Annotated in this window: 16 protein-coding genes and 1 rRNA gene; 5 read left to right on the top strand and 12 right to left on the bottom strand. The window is 74.6% G+C overall.

Annotated features, from left to right (window positions below):
• The first annotated feature begins 49 nt into the window (after positions 1 to 49).
• The gene (locus AB0927_RS22960; protein WP_366669538.1) at positions 50 to 1,432 is read left to right on the top strand and encodes an FAD-binding oxidoreductase; all 1,383 of its coding nucleotides are present in this window, start codon (positions 50 to 52) and stop codon (positions 1,430 to 1,432) included.
• 56 nt (positions 1,433 to 1,488) lie between these two features.
• A complete protein-coding gene (locus tag AB0927_RS22955) occupies positions 1,489 to 3,135 on the top strand; it encodes a PucR family transcriptional regulator ligand-binding domain-containing protein (RefSeq protein ID WP_366669537.1) in 1,647 nt (548 codons plus the stop codon).
• A gap of 4 nt (positions 3,136 to 3,139) precedes the next feature.
• Here AB0927_RS22955 and AB0927_RS22950 read toward each other — a convergent pair whose 3' ends face one another.
• From AB0927_RS22950 to AB0927_RS22925, 6 genes are all read right to left on the bottom strand, one after another.
• A complete protein-coding gene (locus AB0927_RS22950) occupies positions 3,140 to 4,276 on the bottom strand; it encodes a glycosyltransferase family 4 protein (RefSeq protein WP_366669536.1) in 1,137 nt (378 codons plus the stop codon).
• A gap of 270 nt (positions 4,277 to 4,546) precedes the next feature.
• Positions 4,547 to 5,305 carry a hypothetical protein gene (locus AB0927_RS22945; RefSeq protein ID WP_366669535.1) on the bottom strand — a complete coding sequence of 253 codons (759 nt, stop codon included), beginning with the start codon at positions 5,303 to 5,305 and terminating at the stop codon, positions 4,547 to 4,549.
• A 39-nt stretch (positions 5,306 to 5,344) separates the two neighbouring features.
• Positions 5,345 to 7,087, bottom strand: a complete 1,743-nt coding sequence (recN, locus tag AB0927_RS22940) for a DNA repair protein RecN (RefSeq protein WP_366669534.1) — start codon at positions 7,085 to 7,087, stop codon at positions 5,345 to 5,347.
• A gap of 110 nt (positions 7,088 to 7,197) precedes the next feature.
• A complete protein-coding gene (locus AB0927_RS22935) occupies positions 7,198 to 8,100 on the bottom strand; it encodes an NAD kinase (protein ID WP_366669533.1) in 903 nt (300 codons plus the stop codon).
• Positions 8,097 to 8,912, bottom strand: coding sequence for a TlyA family RNA methyltransferase (locus AB0927_RS22930; protein ID WP_366669532.1), 816 nt, complete (start codon positions 8,910 to 8,912; stop codon positions 8,097 to 8,099). Before AB0927_RS22930 ends, AB0927_RS22935 begins: the two co-directional genes overlap by 4 nt.
• Before the next feature lie 54 nt (positions 8,913 to 8,966).
• Complete coding sequence (locus AB0927_RS22925) at positions 8,967 to 9,221, bottom strand: hypothetical protein (RefSeq protein WP_366669531.1); 255 nt, start codon at positions 9,219 to 9,221, stop codon at positions 8,967 to 8,969.
• Positions 9,222 to 9,263: 42 nt separating this feature from the next.
• Between AB0927_RS22925 and AB0927_RS22920 the strand changes: the two genes are divergently transcribed.
• Positions 9,264 to 9,611, top strand: coding sequence for a sterol-binding protein (locus tag AB0927_RS22920; protein ID WP_366669530.1), 348 nt, complete (start codon positions 9,264 to 9,266; stop codon positions 9,609 to 9,611).
• On the opposite strand, the gene AB0927_RS22915 is transcribed toward AB0927_RS22920, so the two are convergent.
• The 4 genes from AB0927_RS22915 to AB0927_RS22900 all read right to left on the bottom strand — a co-directional run bounded on the left by AB0927_RS22915 (position 9,595) and on the right by AB0927_RS22900 (position 13,635).
• On the bottom strand, positions 9,595 to 10,407 hold the full coding sequence (locus AB0927_RS22915) for an ABC transporter ATP-binding protein (protein ID WP_366669529.1): 813 nt from the start codon (positions 10,405 to 10,407) through the stop codon (positions 9,595 to 9,597). The genes AB0927_RS22920 and AB0927_RS22915 overlap by 17 nt on opposite strands.
• Positions 10,408 to 10,441: 34 nt before the next feature.
• Positions 10,442 to 11,488 carry an iron chelate uptake ABC transporter family permease subunit gene (locus AB0927_RS22910; RefSeq protein ID WP_366669528.1) on the bottom strand — a complete coding sequence of 349 codons (1,047 nt, stop codon included), beginning with the start codon at positions 11,486 to 11,488 and terminating at the stop codon, positions 10,442 to 10,444.
• Positions 11,485 to 12,528 (bottom strand): iron chelate uptake ABC transporter family permease subunit, encoded by a 1,044-nt coding sequence (locus AB0927_RS22905; RefSeq protein ID WP_366669527.1) that lies wholly within the window; start codon positions 12,526 to 12,528, stop codon positions 11,485 to 11,487. The genes AB0927_RS22910 and AB0927_RS22905 overlap by 4 nt, the downstream gene beginning before the upstream one ends.
• A gap of 78 nt (positions 12,529 to 12,606) precedes the next feature.
• Entirely contained in the window at positions 12,607 to 13,635 is a 1,029-nt protein-coding gene (locus tag AB0927_RS22900) for an HAD-IIA family hydrolase (protein WP_366669526.1), read from the bottom strand.
• Between the two features lie 69 nt (positions 13,636 to 13,704).
• Here AB0927_RS22900 and AB0927_RS22895 point away from each other — a divergent pair, with 69 nt between their 5' ends.
• Positions 13,705 to 14,985 (top strand): DUF1015 domain-containing protein, encoded by a 1,281-nt coding sequence (locus AB0927_RS22895; protein ID WP_366669525.1) that lies wholly within the window; start codon positions 13,705 to 13,707, stop codon positions 14,983 to 14,985.
• A gap of 82 nt (positions 14,986 to 15,067) precedes the next feature.
• On the opposite strand, the gene AB0927_RS22890 is transcribed toward AB0927_RS22895, so the two are convergent.
• Positions 15,068 to 15,865, bottom strand: a complete 798-nt coding sequence (locus AB0927_RS22890) for a hypothetical protein (protein WP_366669649.1) — start codon at positions 15,863 to 15,865, stop codon at positions 15,068 to 15,070.
• 21 nt (positions 15,866 to 15,886) lie between these two features.
• On the opposite strand from AB0927_RS22890, the gene AB0927_RS22885 reads away from it, so the two are divergent.
• Positions 15,887 to 17,191 carry a hypothetical protein gene (locus AB0927_RS22885; protein WP_366669656.1) on the top strand — a complete coding sequence of 435 codons (1,305 nt, stop codon included), beginning with the start codon at positions 15,887 to 15,889 and terminating at the stop codon, positions 17,189 to 17,191.
• 29 nt (positions 17,192 to 17,220) lie between these two features.
• Here the strand turns inward: AB0927_RS22885 and rrf are convergent.
• Positions 17,221 to 17,337, bottom strand: a 5S ribosomal RNA gene (gene rrf, locus AB0927_RS22880).
• Positions 17,338 to 17,515: the final 178 nt, after the last annotated feature.

Below are 17,515 nucleotides of genomic sequence, written 5' to 3'. Positions count from 1 at the left end.
GCCTAGGCTGGAAACGCAAACGTGTCCCCCTCTCCGGAAGGGGGCTGCCATGGCGTTTCGTTCCAAGGCGCATACCGCCCTCGCCGCCCTCCGCGACGATCTCGCCGGCGACGTCCTCGCCCCGGGCGAGGACGGCTACGACGACGCCCGTGCCGTCTTCAACGGAATGATCGACCGGCGCCCGGCCGTGATCGCGCGGTGCGCGCACGCGGCCGATGTCGTGCGGTCGGTGTGGTGCGCGCGGGAGCTGGATCTGGCGGTCGCGGTGCGCGGGGGCGGGCACGGCGTGTCGGGCACGGCGGTCGGGGACGGCGCGCTCGTGGTGGATCTGCGGCGGATGCGGGGGGTCACGGTCGATCCGGCCGCGGAGGCGGTGCGCGTCGAGGGCGGGGCCACGATGAGCGACCTGGACGGGGCGACGCAGCCGTACGCGCTCGCGACGACCGGGGGCCGGGCCTCGACCACGGGGGTCGGCGGATTCGTCCTCGGCGGCGGTACCGGCTGGCTGGACCGCGCGTTCGGGCTGGCCGTGGACAACCTGCTCGGGGTGGAGCTGGTGACGGCGGACGCCGAGCGGGTGCACGCGAGCGCCGACGAGAACCCGGAGCTGTTCTGGGCGCTGCACGGCGGGGGCGGCAACTTCGGCGTCGCCACCGCGCTCACCCTGGAACTGCACGAACTCCCCTTGTTCTGCGTGGCGTTGGCGCTGTTCCTGCCCGCGTCCGGCCCTCAGGTGGTCCGCGCCTTCCGGGAGATCCTGGGCACCGGCCCGGACACGGTCGGCGGGGCGGTGCTGTACGTCACCGGCCCGCCGGCCGACTTCGTACCGCCCCACCTGGTGGGCCGGCGGCTGTGCCTGGCGCTGCTGACCTACGCCGGCGGCGAGGAGGAGCTGCGGAAGCTGGCCGCGCCGCTGCTGGCCCTGCCGCACGAGGCACGGCTCGTGGGCGCACTGCCGTACGCCGAGGTGCAGCGCATGCTCGACGCCCCGGCCGGGCTGCGGAACTACTGGTCGGCGGAGTATCTCGGCGGACTGCCGGACGACGCGGTGGACGTCTTCTGCGCCCTCGGGGACGACATGCCGGCCCCGGCCCTCACCCAGCACGCGCTGTTCCCGCAGGGCGGGGCGGTCGCGGCCGGTCCGCACGGGTACCCGGTGCCGTTCCGGGACGCGCCCTGGGCGGTGCACCCGTTCGGCGTCTGGGAGGACCCGGCGGACGACGAGCGGTGGACCGGCTGGGTGCGGGAGGTGCGCGCGGCCGTACGGCCCTGGAGCACGGGGGACGTGTACCTGAACTTCATCGGCGACGAGGGCCCCGAACGGGTCCGGGCCGGCCTGGGCGAGGGGAACACCCTGCGCCTGGAGAAGGTGAAGCGGCGGTACGACCCCGACAACGTCTTCCGGTTCAACCACAACATCAGGCCGGTGTAGGGCCGCCGTCGGAGGTTGGATGTTCTTCGCGCGTTTTCGCAGGTAGCGTCCGCTTCATGGACAGCGGTACGGACAGCACACCCGACACCCAGGGCGCGGGGATCACCGTTCAGCGGGCACTGGAGCTGCCCGGTCTGGGCAGTGGCCTGCCGGAGATCCTCGCGGGCGCGGACCGGCTCGGCCGCACCGTGCGCTGGGTGCACGCGGGCGAGGTGCCGAACATCGCCTCGCTGCTCAAGGGCGGCGAGCTGCTGCTCACCACGGGGTACGGCCTGGGCACCCGGCCGGCCGAGCAGCGGGCGTTCGTGCGCACGCTGGCCGAGCGCGGGATCGCCGCGCTGGTGGTGGAACTGGGCCCGCGCTTCGACCGGCTGCCGGCCGCGCTGGTGGACACCGCTCGGGCGGCCAACCTGCCGCTGGTGCAGTTGCACCGCGAGGTGCCGTTCGTGACGGTCACCGAGGAGATCCACACCGAGATCGTCAACGGTCACTACGCGCTGCTCCAGCGGGCCGAGGAGGTGCACCGGCGCTGCACCGAGGCGCTGCTGGGCGGGGGCGGGGTGCCGCAGGTGCTGGGCATCCTGGCCGGGTTCAGCGGCAACCCGGTGTTCCTGGAGACCGCCGACGGCCGGCTGCTGTACGCGGCCGGCGAGGGGCCCGAGGGCGCGGACCCGCTCCAGGTGTGGGAGGGGTTGCGGGGCCCGCACAAGAACGCGCCGCCGCCCGCCGGTTCGGTGCTGGTGGACGTCCCCGGCGGCGGTCCCGGTACGGCGGGCTCCGTGCGCGCGCGGCTGGTGCTGCTGCCGGTGCGCTCCTCGCTGGCGCCGGTGCATCGGATGGCGGCGGAGCGGGCCGCGGGGATCCTGGCCGTGGTGCTGATGCAGGCCCGGCAGGAGGAGGAGCTGGCGGCGCGCGGGCGCGGCGACTTCCTCACCGATCTCGCCGAGGGCCGTATCTCCGCGGAGGACGCGCCCGCCCAGGCCCGGGTCCTCGGCTTCAAGCCCGGTGGCAGCCCGCTGCTGCCGGTGGTGATGCGGGTCGGCGACCCCCTCTCCCCCGGCGGGGGGTGGGCGGTGCTCGCCCGTGCGGTCTCCGAGGAGCTGGCCGCGGTGGGCGTGCCGGTGCTGCTGGGCGTGCGGCCGGTGGAGGGCCGGGTGCTGGTGCTGCTCGGGCTGCGCTCGGAGTCGGAGCGCCCGGCGGTCGCGGACCGGGTGGCGGCGGCGCTGCGGGCGGGGGTGGAGCGCGCCGGGATGCAGCGGCCGGGCACTCCCCCGCCGGTGGTGGTCGTCGGCGTGGCGGGCGGCTGGGCGGCGGCCTCGGCGGGGCTGCGGCACGCGGCGGAGACGGCGACGGCCGCGCAGGGCCTGACCGACCGTCCCTGGTACGACGCCCGCCGCCTCGACATCGACCTGTTGCTGTGGCGGCTGCGCGACCACCCGGACCTCGCTGCCTTCGTGGACCGGGCGATCGGCCCGCTGCGCGACCACGACCGCCGCTCCAGGCCGCCGCTGCTGCCCACTCTGGAGACGTATCTCGCGCACGCGGGCCGCAAGGCGGAGACCGCCCGTGAACTCCACCTGAACCGGCAGACGTTGTACAACCGCCTCGCGCGGATCGGCGAGTTGCTGGGCACCGACCTCGACGACCCGCAGACCGTGCTGGCCCTGAGCCTCGCCCTGCGGGCCCGCCGCCACGTCTCCTAGACGTTCAGAGGGTCTGCGGCTGGGTCAACTCGTCGTAGACACTGAGCACTTGGGCGACCGTCTCGTCCTCGGTGGGCCAGCCGGCCGCCTGGCGCGCGCCCCTCTCCCGCAGCAGAGCGCGGCGTGCCGGGTCGGCGAGCAGGCGTCCGACGGTGTCGGCGAGGGCGGACGGGTCGCCGTACGGGACGAGTTCGGCGGCGTCGCCCACCAGGTGGGGGATGCCGCCGGCCCGGGTGGCGACCAGGGGGACGCCCGCGTGCAGCGCCTCCTGGGCGAGGACGGACCGGGACTCCCGGCGACTGGTCAGCAGGGCCAGGTCGGCGGCGGCGAGCAGTTCGGGGAGATCCTCGCGGTGGCCGAGGAGCCGTACCGGAAGCCGCTCGGTCTCGATGCGCCGCTGGAGGTGCGGCCGCAGCGGTCCCTCCCCCGCGACGACGACCAGCGGTGCCGGGTCGAGGTCGCGCCAGGCGCGGGCCGCGTCCAGCAGGGTCTCGTGGCCGCGGTGCCGGTCGAGGGGACCGGCGGCGAGGAGCAACGGGCGGCCGGTGGCGCCGAGTTCGGCGCGGGCCTTGGGCCGCAGCCGGTCGGGGTCGTCGGGCGCGGCCGCGGGGCGGGTCCGGCCGGGCAGGGCCACGACGGCGAGCCGGGCGTCCCGGGCGCCGGTCCGGCGGGCGCGGTCGACCAGGTCCGGGCTGGTGCCGAGGACCACGGTCGCGGAGCGGGCCACGCGCCGCTCCAGCAGGCGCAGCAGATGGGCCCGCGCGCCCTCGGCGTACGACCGGTTGTGCCAGGTGACGACCAGTGGGGTGGGGCGTCCGCCCAGCGCGAGCACGGCCCGGAAGGAGGCGTGCAGGCCGTGCGCGTGCACCAGGTCGGCGTCCGCGCAGGCCGCCCGGAGCGCGGCCACCGAGGCGGGGTCGCTGCTGCGCGGCACGGGGACGTGGCCGGCGCCGGTCCCGGTGAAGTCGTAGGCGCGGTCGGCCTCGGCGGGGGCGCACACCGTGACCCGCACGCCCCGGGCGACCAGGCCCGCGGTCAGGGAGCGCACATGCGCGCTTCCGCCGGGGTTGCCTCCGCCCAGCACCTGCACGGTGCGCAGCGGCGGCCGGCCGTGCGGTGCGTTGCTGATCAGGGGGCTCACGAGGCCGGGCTCCTGGTTCGGCGTGGGACGGTCACGAGGCAACGTACAGAAGGTAGCGGGCGCACGGGGGCGGCGGGACGTGCCGCGCGCGCCTCCCGCGCCGCCGGTGTCCCCGCCCAGCATGCCAGCAGAGGGGGCCGTCGGGGGAACACCGGGCGGGCGCACGGGGCGGCGGGCTGGGGCAATGCGCCGGAGCACATCACCCGTAGGGGTGAGGGGAGCGTGGTCCGACGGGACGGGACGTCCCGCGCGTCCGCCGAGGTCAGACGGTCACAGCGACCGCGCCCAGCGGGTGACCCGGTCCCCGTACACGGCGGCGGCCACGACGGCGACGGCGTGCGCGAGCAGTCCCGCGCGCCCGTTGCCCACCACCACGGCCGCCCCCAGCGCGGCGCCGAGCGCGTGCGCCCCTGTGTCCCCGAGCATCGTCCGCTCACCGGCGTCCTCGCGCAGCACCGCCGCCGCACCGCCCGTCGCGACGGCCGCCAGTTCCCCGCCGGGTCCCTCGCGCAGCAGCCCCGGCGCCCCGAGCGCGAGCACCGCGCCGAGCGCCCGGCCGGGCCGTACGTCGACCAGGTTCACGAAGTGCGCGGCGCCCGCGATGACGACTCCGGCGAGCAGCTTGTCCAGCGGCCGCTCCTTCAGCAGCGCGCCGGCGACGAGCCCGGCCGCGGATATCCCGAACAACTTGACCGCGCCGCTGGTGACTTCGCCCTCGCGCAGCGCGCCGAGGTGCGCCCGCACGCCGCGCCGGGTGTCCGCGGTGCGGTGGCCGGCCACGTCGTCGTAGGCCCCGCACGCCCCCGCCGCCAGCACCGCGAGCCCGGCCCCGGGGTGCACCCGCGCGGCCGCGACCGCCGTACCGACCGCCGTGGCGGGCCCGGCGTACAGCTCCACGGTCCGGCCCGCGTGGTTCGTCCGCTCCCAGAACGCGCGCCCGCCCGGCGGCTTGGCGCGCAGCAGGACGTAGCCCGCCCGGGTGAGCGCGGCGGACAGCAGGAGGGAGCGGGGCCTTCGGGTGCCGGTCATCCCGACACCCTAAGTCCCGCTGCTGGACTCCAAGTCCCGCTACTGGTCCGCCCGTGCCGTGGCCAGCAGTTCCTCCGCGTGGGCGCGGGCCGTCTCCGAGTCCTCCTGGCCCGCCAGCATGCGGGAGAGTTCGCGGATGCGGTCCTCGCCCTCCAGGACCTTGACGCCGGAGCGGGTCACGGACCCGTCGTTGGTCTTCTCCACCAGCAGCTGCCGGTCGGCGAAGGCGGCGACCTGGGGCAGATGGGTGACGACGACGACCTGGGCGTTCCTGGCGAGCTTGGCGAGGCGCCGGCCGATCTCGACCGCGGCCTTGCCGCCGACGCCCGCGTCGACCTCGTCGAACAGGTACGTCGGCACCGGGTCCGTGCCCGCGAAGACGACCTCCACCGCGAGCATCACCCGGGACAGCTCGCCGCCGGACGCGCCCTTGGCGATGGGCCGCGGCGGGGCGCCCGGGTGCGGGGCGAGCAGCAGCTCGACCTCGTCCACGCCCGAGGGGCCGTAGGCGACCGTGCGGCCGCCGACCTCGACGCCCTCGGGGTCCTCGGTCTGGCGGATGTCGAAGGAGACACGCGCGTGCGGCATGGCCAGCGAGGCCAGTTCCGCGGTCACCGCGGCGGCGAACCGCTCGGCGGCCTCGGCGCGGGCCTCGGTCAACGCCTGGGCCAGCGCGCCCAGTTCGGTGCTCAGCGCGTCCCGCTCGGCGGTCAGCTCCGCGATCCGCTCGTCGTCGCCGTCCAGCTCGGTCAGCCGGGCGGCGCTCTGCTCGGCCCACGCGAGCACGGCGTCCACGTCCTCGCCGTACTTGCGGGTCAGGGCGTTGAGGGCGGCCCGGCGCTCCTCCACCGCGGCGAGCCGCAGCGGATCGGCGTCCAGGTCGTCGGCGTATCCGGCCAGCTCACCGGCCACATCGCCGAGCAGGATGCCGACCTCCCCGATCCGTTCGGCGAGCGCGGCCAGCGCGGGGTCGTGGGAGCGTACGGCCTCCAGGGCCCGGTGGGCGCCCGCGACCAGGGTCGAGGCGTCGATGCTCTCGGGGTCCTCGGGGTTGCCCGCGAGCGCGGCGTGCGCGGCCGTCGCGGCGGACGACAGCGCCTCCGCGTGCCCGAGCCGCTCGGCCTCCTCGGCCAGTTCCGCGTCCTCCCCGGCACGGGGTTCCACGGCGGCGATCTCGTCGAGGCCGTAGCGGAGCAGGTCGGCTTCCTGCGCCCGCTCCCGCGCGCGCGTGGTGATCTCGTCCAGCTCGGCGACGACGGCCCGCAGCCGCCGGTAGGCCCCGCTGTACTTGGCGAGCGGCACGGCGACCGCGTCGCCCGCGTACCGGTCGAGGGCGCCGCGCTGCCGGGACAGCTTCAGCAGCCCCTGCTGGTCGGTCTGCCCGTGCACGGCCACCAGGTCGTCGGCCAGCTCGGCGAGCAGCCCCACGGGCACACTGCGCCCGCCCAGATGGGCCCGCGAGCGGCCCTCGGCGGAGACGGTACGGCTGATCAGCAGGGCACCGTCGTCCAGCTCGGCCCCGGCCTCCTCGGCCCGTACGACGGCGGCGGCACCCGCGGGTACGGCGATCCGCCCCTCCACGACCGCCTTGCCGGCCCCGATCCGCACGAGCGCCGGGTCGGCCCGTCCGCCGAGCAGCAGTCCCAGGCTGGTGACCACCATGGTCTTGCCCGCGCCCGTCTCACCGGTGACCGCGGTGAACCCCGGCGACAGCTCGACGACGGCATCGTCGATGACCCCGAGCGACCGTATCCGCATCTCCTCCAACACGGAACAGACCATACCCAGTGTCCGCGGCCGAGGAAGCGCGGGACCGTGCCCGTACCCGGCTCCACCGCGTGAACGGGGGCGCCCACGAGCCCCCCGCGCCCCCGTCTCACCGGGCGATACAGCTAGTGCGCCCCGCGCCACCCGGTCGTCGGCAGCGCGAACTTCGCCACCAGCCGGTCGGTGAACGACGAATGGTGCAGCCGGGCCAGCCGCACCGGCACCGCCCCGCGCCGCACCTCCACCCGCGCTCCCGGCGGCAGCTCGATCGTCCGCCGCCCGTCGCACCACAGCACGCCCGGCGGGACGTGCGGCAGCACCTCCACCGCGAGCACCGAGTCCGGCGACGTGACCAGCGGCTTCGCGAACAGCGCGTGCGCGCTGATCGGCACCATCAGCAGCGCCTCCACCTCGGGCCACACCACCGGGCCCCCGGCGGAGAACGCGTACGCCGTGGACCCGGTCGGCGTGGACAGCACCACCCCGTCGCACCCGAACCCGGTCACCGGCCGCCCGTCGATCTCCAGCACGACTTCCAGCAGCTTCTCGGCGCCGGCCTTCTGCACGGCCGCCTCGTTGAGCGCCCAGTCGGTGTGCACGACGTCCCCGTTGCGGTGCACCACCACGTCGACGGTCATCCGCTCCTCGACCTCGTACGACCGCGCCACCACCCGGTCGACCACCCGATCGAGGTCATCGCGTTCCGCCTCCGCGAGGAACCCCACGCGCCCCAGGTTGACGCCGAGCATCGGCACCCCGGAGGCACGGGCGAACTCCGCGCCCCGCAGCAGCGTCCCGTCGCCGCCGAGCACGATCAGCAGCTCGCAGCCGTCGAGGCTCGCCGGGGTCGCCTCCCCCACCAGCTCCACCTCGCCGGGGAGCGGCAGGTCGCGCGCCTCCTCCTCCAGCACCCGCACACCGATGCCATGGGCGAGCAGCCCCTTGACGACGAGTTCCGCGCTGCGGATCGCCGCCGGCCGCCCGGTGTGGGCCAGCAGGAAAACAGTACGCGCCAGATTGTGTGTCAACGCGGCCCCTCCGCCACTGCACGGTCGACGTCGGCCGGGTCCAGGCGGGGGGCGCCGGACCGCAGCCACAGGAAGTACTCGACGTTGCCCGAGGGTCCCGGCAGCGGACTCGCGGTGACCCCCCGCACCCCGAGTCCCAGCTCCCAGGCCTTCTCGGCCACCCCGCGCACGGCCTCCGCCCGCAGCTGCGGACTCCGTACGACACCCCCGCTGCCGAGCCGTTCCTTACCCACCTCGAACTGCGGTTTGACCATCATCACGAGGTCGGCGTCCGGCTTCACGCACCGCTTCAGGGCGGGCAGCACCAGCCCGAGCGGGATGAAGGACAGGTCGCCCACGACGACATCCACAGGTTCCCCGTCGATCGCGTCGAGCGTCAACTCCCGTACGTTCGTACGATCCTTGACGGTGACCCGGGCATCGCTCTGCAGCGACCACGCGAGCTGCCCGTAGCCGACGTCCACCGCGACGACATGGGCGGCGCCCGCGCGCAGCAGGACATCGGTGAAGCCGCCGGTGGACGCGCCGGCGTCCAGCGCGCGCCGGCCCTCGACCACCAGGCCCAGCGGCACGAAGGCGGCGAGCGCGCCGGCGAGCTTGTGGCCGCCCCGGGAGACGTAGTCGGGATCGCTGTCGTCGGACTGGACCACGATCGCGGCGGCGGTCTCCACCTGCGTGGCCGGCTTGGTCGCCACGGTCTTGCCGACGGTGACCCGCCCGGCGGCGATCAGCTGGCTGGCGTGCTCCCGCGAGCGCGCGAGCTTCCGGCGGACCAGCTCCGCGTCCAGACGGCGGCGTGCGACTCCTGCCACGTTCGGTTCAGCTCCTGCTTTCGTACGGCATCAAAAGGTGTGACCCGAAGGGTCTCATCGGTGGCCGTCGAGCGCGGTGAGCGCGTCGCGCAGCCCCTGGTGTACATCCTCGTACACCTCGACGTGTCCGTCGGTGGCGAGGTGGTCGGCATCGGCCAGGCGCGCCAGCCGGGCGTCGATCCCGGCGTCGCCGGTGGGGGTGCGCGGGAGGTTCAGGGGGGCCGGGGCCGCGGGGTCGCCCTCGGGTTCGGGCACGGCCCGGGGCTCCGCCTTCTCGGTGGCCCCGGCCTCGGACACGGACTCGCTCATGCCCAGACGCTACCCCGAACCGCTGGGGTACCGTCGGTGGCGATGGCCACGATCGAGGAGTGCCGCGCCGCACTGGAGAAGCTTTCGGACAACATGGCGGGCGCCGAGGGCGACGTACGCGCCGCCGCCGCGCTCGAACGCTCGGTGAGCTGCCACATCACCGACCTGGACGTCACCTTCGCCGGCCGGATGACCGGGGGCCGCCTGGAAGTGGACGAGACCCTGCCCGGACCGCCGCGCGAGCGGGCGCAGATCAGGCTGGCGATGGCCGGCGCCGATCTGCTGGCCCTGGTGGACGGCGGCCTGAGCTTCGCCGGCGCCTGGGGAAAGGGCCGGGTGCGCCTGGAGGCCAGCCTGCTGGACCTGTTCCGGCTCAGGAAGCTGCTGTGAACCGCTGAGCACGCGCCGTACGCGCGGCGGGCACGACCAGCGGGGTCCCCGTCTCCGGGTCCTCGATGACCTGGCACTTCAGCCCGAACACCCGCTCCACCAGCTCGGCCGTGACAATGTCCGCCGGCGCGCCCTCGGCGATCACCTCGCCGCCGCGCAGGGCGATGAGGTGGGTGGCGTAGCGGGCCGCGTGGTTGAGGTCGTGCAGGACGGCGACCAGGGTGCGGCCCTGGGTCTCGTGCAGCTCTGCGCACAGGTCGAGGACGTCGATCTGGTGCTGGATGTCGAGGTAGGTGGTGGGCTCGTCCAGGAGCAGCAGCGGGGTCTGCTGGGCGAGCGCCATGGCGATCCACACCCGCTGCCGCTGCCCGCCGGAGAGTTCGTCCACGTACCGCTCGGCCAGCCCGTCCACGCCGGTCCCCCGCATGGCCTCCCGCACGACCCGCTCGTCCTCGGCCGACCACTGGCGCAGCAGTCCCTGGTGCGGGTAGCGGCCCCGGCCGACCAGGTCGGCGACGGTGATGCCCTCCGGTGCCACGGCCGACTGCGGGAGCAGGCCGAGGGTGCGGGCGACCTGCCTGGCGGGCAGCGCGTGGATGGCCCGCCCGTCCAGCAGGACCCGGCCCCGGCTGGGCTTCAGCATCCGGGACAGCGCCCGCAGCAGCGTCGACTTGCCGCACGCGTTGGGGCCGACGATCACCGTGAAGGAGTGGTCGGGGATCTCCACCGACAACTGCTCGGCGATGACGCGCTGGTCGTAGGCGAGGGTGACCTGCTCGGCGGACAGACGGTTCACGGTGCGCTCCTGGGGTGGTGGGTGCCGGCGGCGGTCATATCCGGCCCGCCCGGCGCTCGGTGACCAGCAGCCACAGCAGATAGCCGCCGCCGAGGACGCCGGTGACCACGCCGACGGGCAGCCGCCCCGCGCCGAAGACGCGCTGCGAGGCCCAGTCGGCGGTCACGAGCAGGGCGGCGCCCATGCAGAGGGAGGCCACCAGGTTGGGGCCCGGCGAGCGGGTGAGGCGGCGGGCGAGCTGGGGCGCCGTGAGGGCGACGAAGCCGACCGGTCCGGCGGCGGCGGTGGCGGCCGCGGTGAGCAGCACGGCGCCGGTCATCAGCACCAGCCGCACGCGCTGCACCGGCACGCCGAGGGCGCTCGCGGTGTCGTCGCCCATCGCCAGCATCCGAAGGCCCCGGCCGTGGGCGAGGACCAGGGGCACCAGGACGGCGCACAGCGCGAGCAGCGGCCAGACCTGGTCCCAGTCACGGCCGTCGAGCGACCCGGTCATCCACACGACCGCGCGGGCCGCGTCGACCAGGTCGGCCTTGGTGAGCAGCCAGCCGTTGACGGCGGTGACGACCGCGCTGACGCCGATGCCGACCAGGACGAGGCGGTACCCGTGCACGCCCCGCTGCCAGGCGAGCAGATAGATGGCGAGCCCCGTCACCAGGCCGCCGGCCAGCGCGCCCAGGGTGACCTCGGCGGCGCCGCCGGACAGCAGCACGATCGCCACCAGCGCGCCCGCCGTCGCCCCCTGCGACAGGCCCAGCACGTCCGGACTGCCCAGCGGGTTGCGGGATACGGCCTGGAACAGCGCGCCGCCGAGCCCGAGCGAGGCGCCGACCAGCAGCCCGACGAGGACCCGCGGCAGGCGCAGTTCACGGACGATGAAGTCCTGGTAGGCGGTGCCGTTCCCGGCGAGCGTCCTCAGCACGTCGGCCGCGGGGATCTTCGCGTCGCCGGTGCCGATGAGCGCGACGCCGGCGGCGAGCGCGGCGAGCAGCAGCAGGACGACGACGGTCAGCGCACGCGGGTCCAGGCGGAGCGAGAGCCCGCCCGGGAGGCGTACGGTGCGGCTTCTCGGGTGTGTCCTCACAGCTGGGCCGTCCTGCGTCGGCGTACCAGGAGGACGAAGACCGGGCCGCCGACGACCGCGGTGACGATGCCGGCCTGGAGCTCCGCCGGGCGGGCCACCACACGGCCGACGACGTCGGCGCCGAGCAGCAGCACCGGCGACAGGACGGCGGCGTACGGCAGGATCCAGCGCAGGTCGGGGCCGGTGAAGGAGCGCACCGCGTGCGGAACCATCAGGCCGACGAAGACGATGGGGCCGCAGGCGGCGGTCGCGGCGCCGCACAGCACCGTGGCGGCCAGCATGGCCAGGGCCCGGGTGCGGTTCAGGTGGGCGCCGAGGGCGCGGGCGGTGTCGTCGCCCAGCGCCACGGCGTTCAGCGGCCGGGCCAGGGCGAGCGCGAGCAGGGTGCCCGCCGCGAGGAAGGGCAGCACCTGCGTGATGGTCGAGTCCGTCGCCGAGGCCAGCGAGCCCACGGTCCAGAAGCGCATCCGGCCGAGGGCCGCGTCGTCCATGATCATCACGGCCTGGAGGTAGCCGTACAGGGCCGCGCTGATCGCCGTACCGGCGAGGGCGAGGCGGACCGGGGTGGCGCCCCGGCCGCCGCCGAGGAACCACACCAGCGCCCCCACGGCGGCGGCGCCGAGGAAGGCGAACCACACATAGCCGGTCAGGCTGGTGACGCCGAAGAACGAGAGGGCGGTGACGACGGCCGCCGAGGCGCCGGCGTTGATGCCGAGCAGCCCGGGGTCGGCCAGCGGATTGCGGGTGAGGGCCTGGAGCACCGCGCCGGACAGGCCGAGCGCGGCGCCGGCCAGCAGCCCGAGCACGGTGCGCGCGAGCCGCTCGTCCACGACGACGTCGCCGTACGTCCCCGAGTCGTGGAACAGGCCGTGCCAGACCTGTGCCACCGAGAGCGCCTTGGCCCCGATGGAGATGCTCGCCAGGGCGACCAGCGCCAGGAGCACCGCGGAGAGCAGCAGCCCGAGGGGCCGCGTCACCCGTCGGTTGGGGGGCGCGGGGGCGGTCGCCGCGCACGGTTCCGGAGGACTGTCGACCAACACCAGGTTAGGTTAGCCTACCCTTGTTTTGGCCAAGATCCCCGGGTGCGGAAAGCCGCCCGCCGCCGAGCCGACGGCGGCTCAGAGTCCGAGTCGCGCCAGCGCCTTCCCCCCGTCCAGCTCGCAGGAGCCCTCCCCGGCCGCCGTCCACGCCGCCGCGCACAGCGCGCGCAGCCCGTCCAGGGCCTCGCCCTCGCCGTCCATCTCCAAGCGGTCTCCTCCGGCCGTCGCCGTCCACCCGCCGCACCGGAAGCCTTCACCCTCACGGGTGATTTCCGGCTGGCCGGTGAGCAGCCCGCGCAGGTCCGCGTCCACGAACGTCGGCCGGTGCCGCGGCGTCGCGGCCAGCAGCCTGGCCCCGTCGGTGACGCCGGTCAGCACCAGGAGCGAGTCCACTCCGCCGTTGAACGCGCCCTCGATGTCGGTGTCCAGCCGGTCCCCGACCACCAGCGGGCGCCGGGCGCCGGTGCGGATGATCGTCTCCCGGTGCATCGGCGGCAGCGGCTTGCCCGCCACCTGCGGCTCCCTGCCCGTCGCGATCCGCACGACCTCCACCGCCGCCCCATTGCCCGGCGCGATCCCGCGCCCGCTCGGGATCGTCAGATCGGTGTTGGACGCGAACCACGGCACCCCGCGCGCCACCGCGTACGACGCCTCCGCGAACCGCCCCCAGGTCAGCTCGGGTCCGCCATAGCCCTGCACGACCGCCGCCGGCTCGTCGTCCGCCGACTCCACCGGCACGAGGTCCCGCTCGCGCAGCGCCGCCCGCAGCCCCTCGCCGCCGATCACCAGCACCCGCGCCCCGGCCGGCACCTGCTCCGCGATCAGCCGCGCCACCGCCTGCGCCGAGGTGACGACGTCCTCGGCCCCCGCCGGTATCCCCAGCTCGGTCAGGTGCTCGGCGACCGCCTCCGGTGTCCGCAGCGCGTTGTTGGTGACGTACGCCAGGCGCATCCCGCCCGTGCGGGCCCGCTCCAGCGAGCCGACGGCATGCGCGATCGCGTTGCCCCCCGCGTACACCACCCCGTCGAGGTCGAGCAGCGCCGTGTCGTACGCCTCGCTCAGGGGCCGCGCGCTGCCCTCGGGCCTGGTCCTGACGCCGTCGCTCATATCCGCATCGCTCCTCGCTCGCTCACTTACCCCCGATCATCCCGCATGCCACTGACATACGATGCCGGGATGGACACTGCAGGTCACTCGGAAGCAATGGCGCCCCGAGGCCTGGAACTCACCCCGTTCCGCGGCCTTCGATACGACCCCGACCGGGTCGGCAGCCTGGCCTCCGTCACCTCCCCTCCGTACGACGTCGTGGTGCGGCCCGACGGGGTGCACCACCTCCAGTCGGCGGACCCGCACAACATCGTCCGGCTGATCCTTCCCGAGGCCCACACCCCGAGCGAACGCACCGAGCAGGCCGCCGACACCCTGCGCCACTGGCTGGCCGAGGGCATCCTCGCCGCGGACCCCGAACCCGCCCTGTACATCTACGAGCAGAGCGACGGCGACGGCATGCTCCAGCGCGGCGTCATCGGAACGCTGCGGGTCTCCGAGCCCGCCGAGGGCGTGGTGCTGCCGCACGAGGGCGTCATGCAGCCGCTGGTCGCCGAACGCGCCGCCCTGATGCGCGCCACCCGCGCCAACCTGGAACCGCTGCTGCTGACCTACCGCGGCGACGGCACGGCCGCCGAGGTCGTGGAGCGCACCGCGGAGAAGCCGCCGCTGCTGGCCACGACCACCGAGGACGGCTTCCGGCACCGCCTCTGGGCGATCACGGACGCCGCCGACATGGCCCGGATCCAGACCGACCTGGCCCGTCACCAGGCGCTGATCGCCGACGGCCACCACCGCTGGGCCACCTACCTCCGGCTGCGCGCCGAGCAGTCCGCCCCCGGCCCCTGGGACTACGGGCTGGTCCTGCTGGTCGACACGGGCCGCTATCCGCTGCGCGTCCGCGCCATCCACCGGCTGCTGCACGGCCTCCCGGTGGCGGACGCGCTGACCGCCGTGGAGGGCCTGTTCCGGGTACGGCACCTCCAGGTGCCGCTGGCCGAGGCCCTGGCGGCGCTGGCGGACGCGTCCTGCGCGGGCAACGCCTTCCTGCTGGCCGGCGACGGCGCCTTCCATCTGCTCGACCGCCCGGACCCGGCGCTGCTGGCCCACGTCCCTGCGGACCGCCCGGCCGCCTGGCGCTCCCTGGACGCCACGGTCCTGCACTCCGCCCTGCTGGCACACGTCTGGCACATCCCCGAGGACTCCCCGGCGCACATCGCCTACATCCACGACACGGCCGCGACCGTGGAGAAGGCCGAGCGCGACGGCGGTACGGCGGTGCTGATGCACCCGGTGCGCGAGGAGGTCGTACGCGACCTGGCCCGCCAGGGCGTGACCATGCCGCGCAAGTCGACGTCGTTCGGGCCGAAGCCCGCGTCGGGGCTGGTGCTGCGAGCGCTGGAGATCTGAACCTCCCGGGCGGCCGCGGGCATACGAAAGGGGGCAGGTTCCACCGGGAACCTGCCCCCTTTCACTCACTCATCGACGCACGTCAGGCCCTGTCGCCCTCGCCGTCGCTGTCGCTGTCGCTGTCGGCATCGCTGTCGGCATCGCTGTCGCTGTCGTGGTCGGCGGCCTGCTCGGCGGCACCGGCGGAGTCACCCTCGTTCTCGTCGAGGGCGTCCACGAACTCCACGCCGTCCAGCTCGGCGAGCCGGTCGGACGCGTCGGTGCTGCCGTCCCGGTCGGCCTCGACGGCCTTCGCGAACCACTCCCGCGCCTCGCTCTCCCGGCCGGCCGCGAGCAGGGCGTCGGCGTAGGCGTAGCGCAGCCGGGCGGTCCACGGCTGGACGGAGTTGGAGGCCAGCTCGGGGCTCTGGAGGGTCACGATGGCCGCGTCCAGCTGGTCCATGTCACGCCGGGCACCGGCCGCGACGAGGCGCATCTCGACCTGGCCGGCCTTGTCCAGCTTGTGCACCTCGGGGGCACCGGCCATGTCCAGCGCCTTCTCCGGCCGCCCGAGCCCGCGCTCGCAGTCGGCCATCACCGGCCACAGATCCACGCTGCCGGTCATCCGGCGGGCGGCGCGGAACTCGGCGAGCGCCTCGCTGTACTTCTGGTTCGCGTACGCCGCGAAACCGGCGGCCTCGCGTACGGCGGCCACGCGAGAGGCCAGGCGCAGGGCCACCTTGGAGTAGCCGTAGGCACCCTCGGGGTCCTCGTCGATGAGCCGCGCGACCATCACCAGGTTGCGGGCGACGTCCTCCGCGAGCGTCTTGGGCAGGCTCTGAAGCTCCTGCCGGACGTCCTTGTCGATCTCGTCGCCGGTGACGTCCTCCGGGATCGGCAGCCGCTTGATCGGCTCCCGGTCGTGGTTGCGGTCCCGGTCCCGCTCGTCGCGGAACCGGCCGCCGCCACGGCGGTCGTCGCCCCGGCCGTCCCGCCCGCGGAAGCCACCGGGCCGCCCGCCATGGTCGTCCCGCCGGGGGCCACGTCCACCACGGTCGTCCCGTCCCCGGAAGCCACCACGGTCACCGCGGTCACCACGGCTGTCGTCGCGCCGGTCGTCGCGGCGGAAACCACCACGGTCGTCGTCACGTCGGCCGTAGCCACCACGGTCGTCGTCGCGACGGTACGACGGACGGTCGTCCCGCCGGTCGTCACGGCGGTCATCGCGGCGGAAGCCACCACGGTCGCCACGGTCGTCGTCACGGCGGTAGGACGGACGGGTGTCATCGCGGCGGTACGACGGACGGTCGTCCCGCCGGTCATCCCGGCGGTCGTCGCGGCGGTCGTCGCGGCGGTCGTCGCGGCGGTCGTCGCGGCGGAAACCGCGGTCGCCACGGTCGTCACGACGCGGGCCACGGTCACGGTCGTCCCGCTGGAACGCCGGACGCGAGGAACGCTCACCCTCGCGACGGTCATCCCGCCGGCCGTAACCGCCACCACGGCTGTCGTCCCGGCGGTCGTCGCGGCGGAACCCACCACGGTGGTCGTCACGCCGGCCGTAGCCACCACCACGGTTGTCGTCGCGGCGGTCATCGCGGCGGAAGCCACCACGGTCGCCACGGTCGTCGTCACGGCGGTAGGACGGACGGGTGTCATCGCGGCGGTACGACGGACGGTCGTCCCGCCGGTCATCCCGGCGGTCGTCGCGGCGGTCGTCGCGGCGGTCGTCGCGGCGGAAACCGCGGTCGCCACGGTCGTCACGACGCGGGCCACGGTCACGGTCGTCCCGCTGGAACGCCGGACGCGAGGAACGCTCACCCTCGCGACGGTCATCCCGCCGGCCGTAACCGCCACCACGGCTGTCGTCACGGCGGTCGTCGCGGCGGAAGCCACCACGGTCGCCACGGTCGTCGTCACGACGGTAGGACGGACGGGCGTCATCGCGACGGTACGACGGACGATCGTCCCGCCGTTCATCACGACGGTCGTCACGGCGGTCATCGCGCCGGCCGTAGCCGCCACCACGGTTGTCGTCGCGGCGGAAGCCGCCACGGTCACTGCGGTCACCACGGTCGCCGCGGTAGCCGCCGCGGTCGCCCCGGTCACCACTGTCCCGTCGCCGCTGGTCGCGCTCCGGTCGGTCGTCGGGCGAGTTGGTGGACATGGTGACTCCTGTCTTCGGTACCGCAAGCATTGTAAAAACGAAAGGACCCCTGGTCCCAGCTGAACGCTGGGACCAGGGGTCCTCCAAAGATTGTTCGGCGGCGTCCTACTCTCCCACAGGGTCCCCCCTGCAGTACCATCGGCGCTGTAAGGCTTAGCTTCCGGGTTCGGAATGTAACCGGGCGTTTCCCCTACGCTATGACCACCGAAACCCTAATGGTTTCGAGCGAACAAGCACACTTTGTAGTTATGCGTTCTGCTCTTACCGGCAACTGTTCGTTGCCTCAGAACTTACACAGTGGACGCGAGCAACTGAGGACAAGCCCTCGGCCTATTAGTACCGGTCACCTCCACCAGTTACCTGGCTTCCAGATCCGGCCTATCAACC

It is taken from the genome of Streptomyces sp. NPDC048106 (assembly GCF_040706415.1).
Taxonomy (GTDB): Bacteria; Actinomycetota; Actinomycetes; order Streptomycetales; family Streptomycetaceae; genus Streptomyces.
The sequence above is the reverse complement of the archived record's forward strand: the minus strand, read 5'-3'. Positions and strand labels throughout refer to the sequence as shown.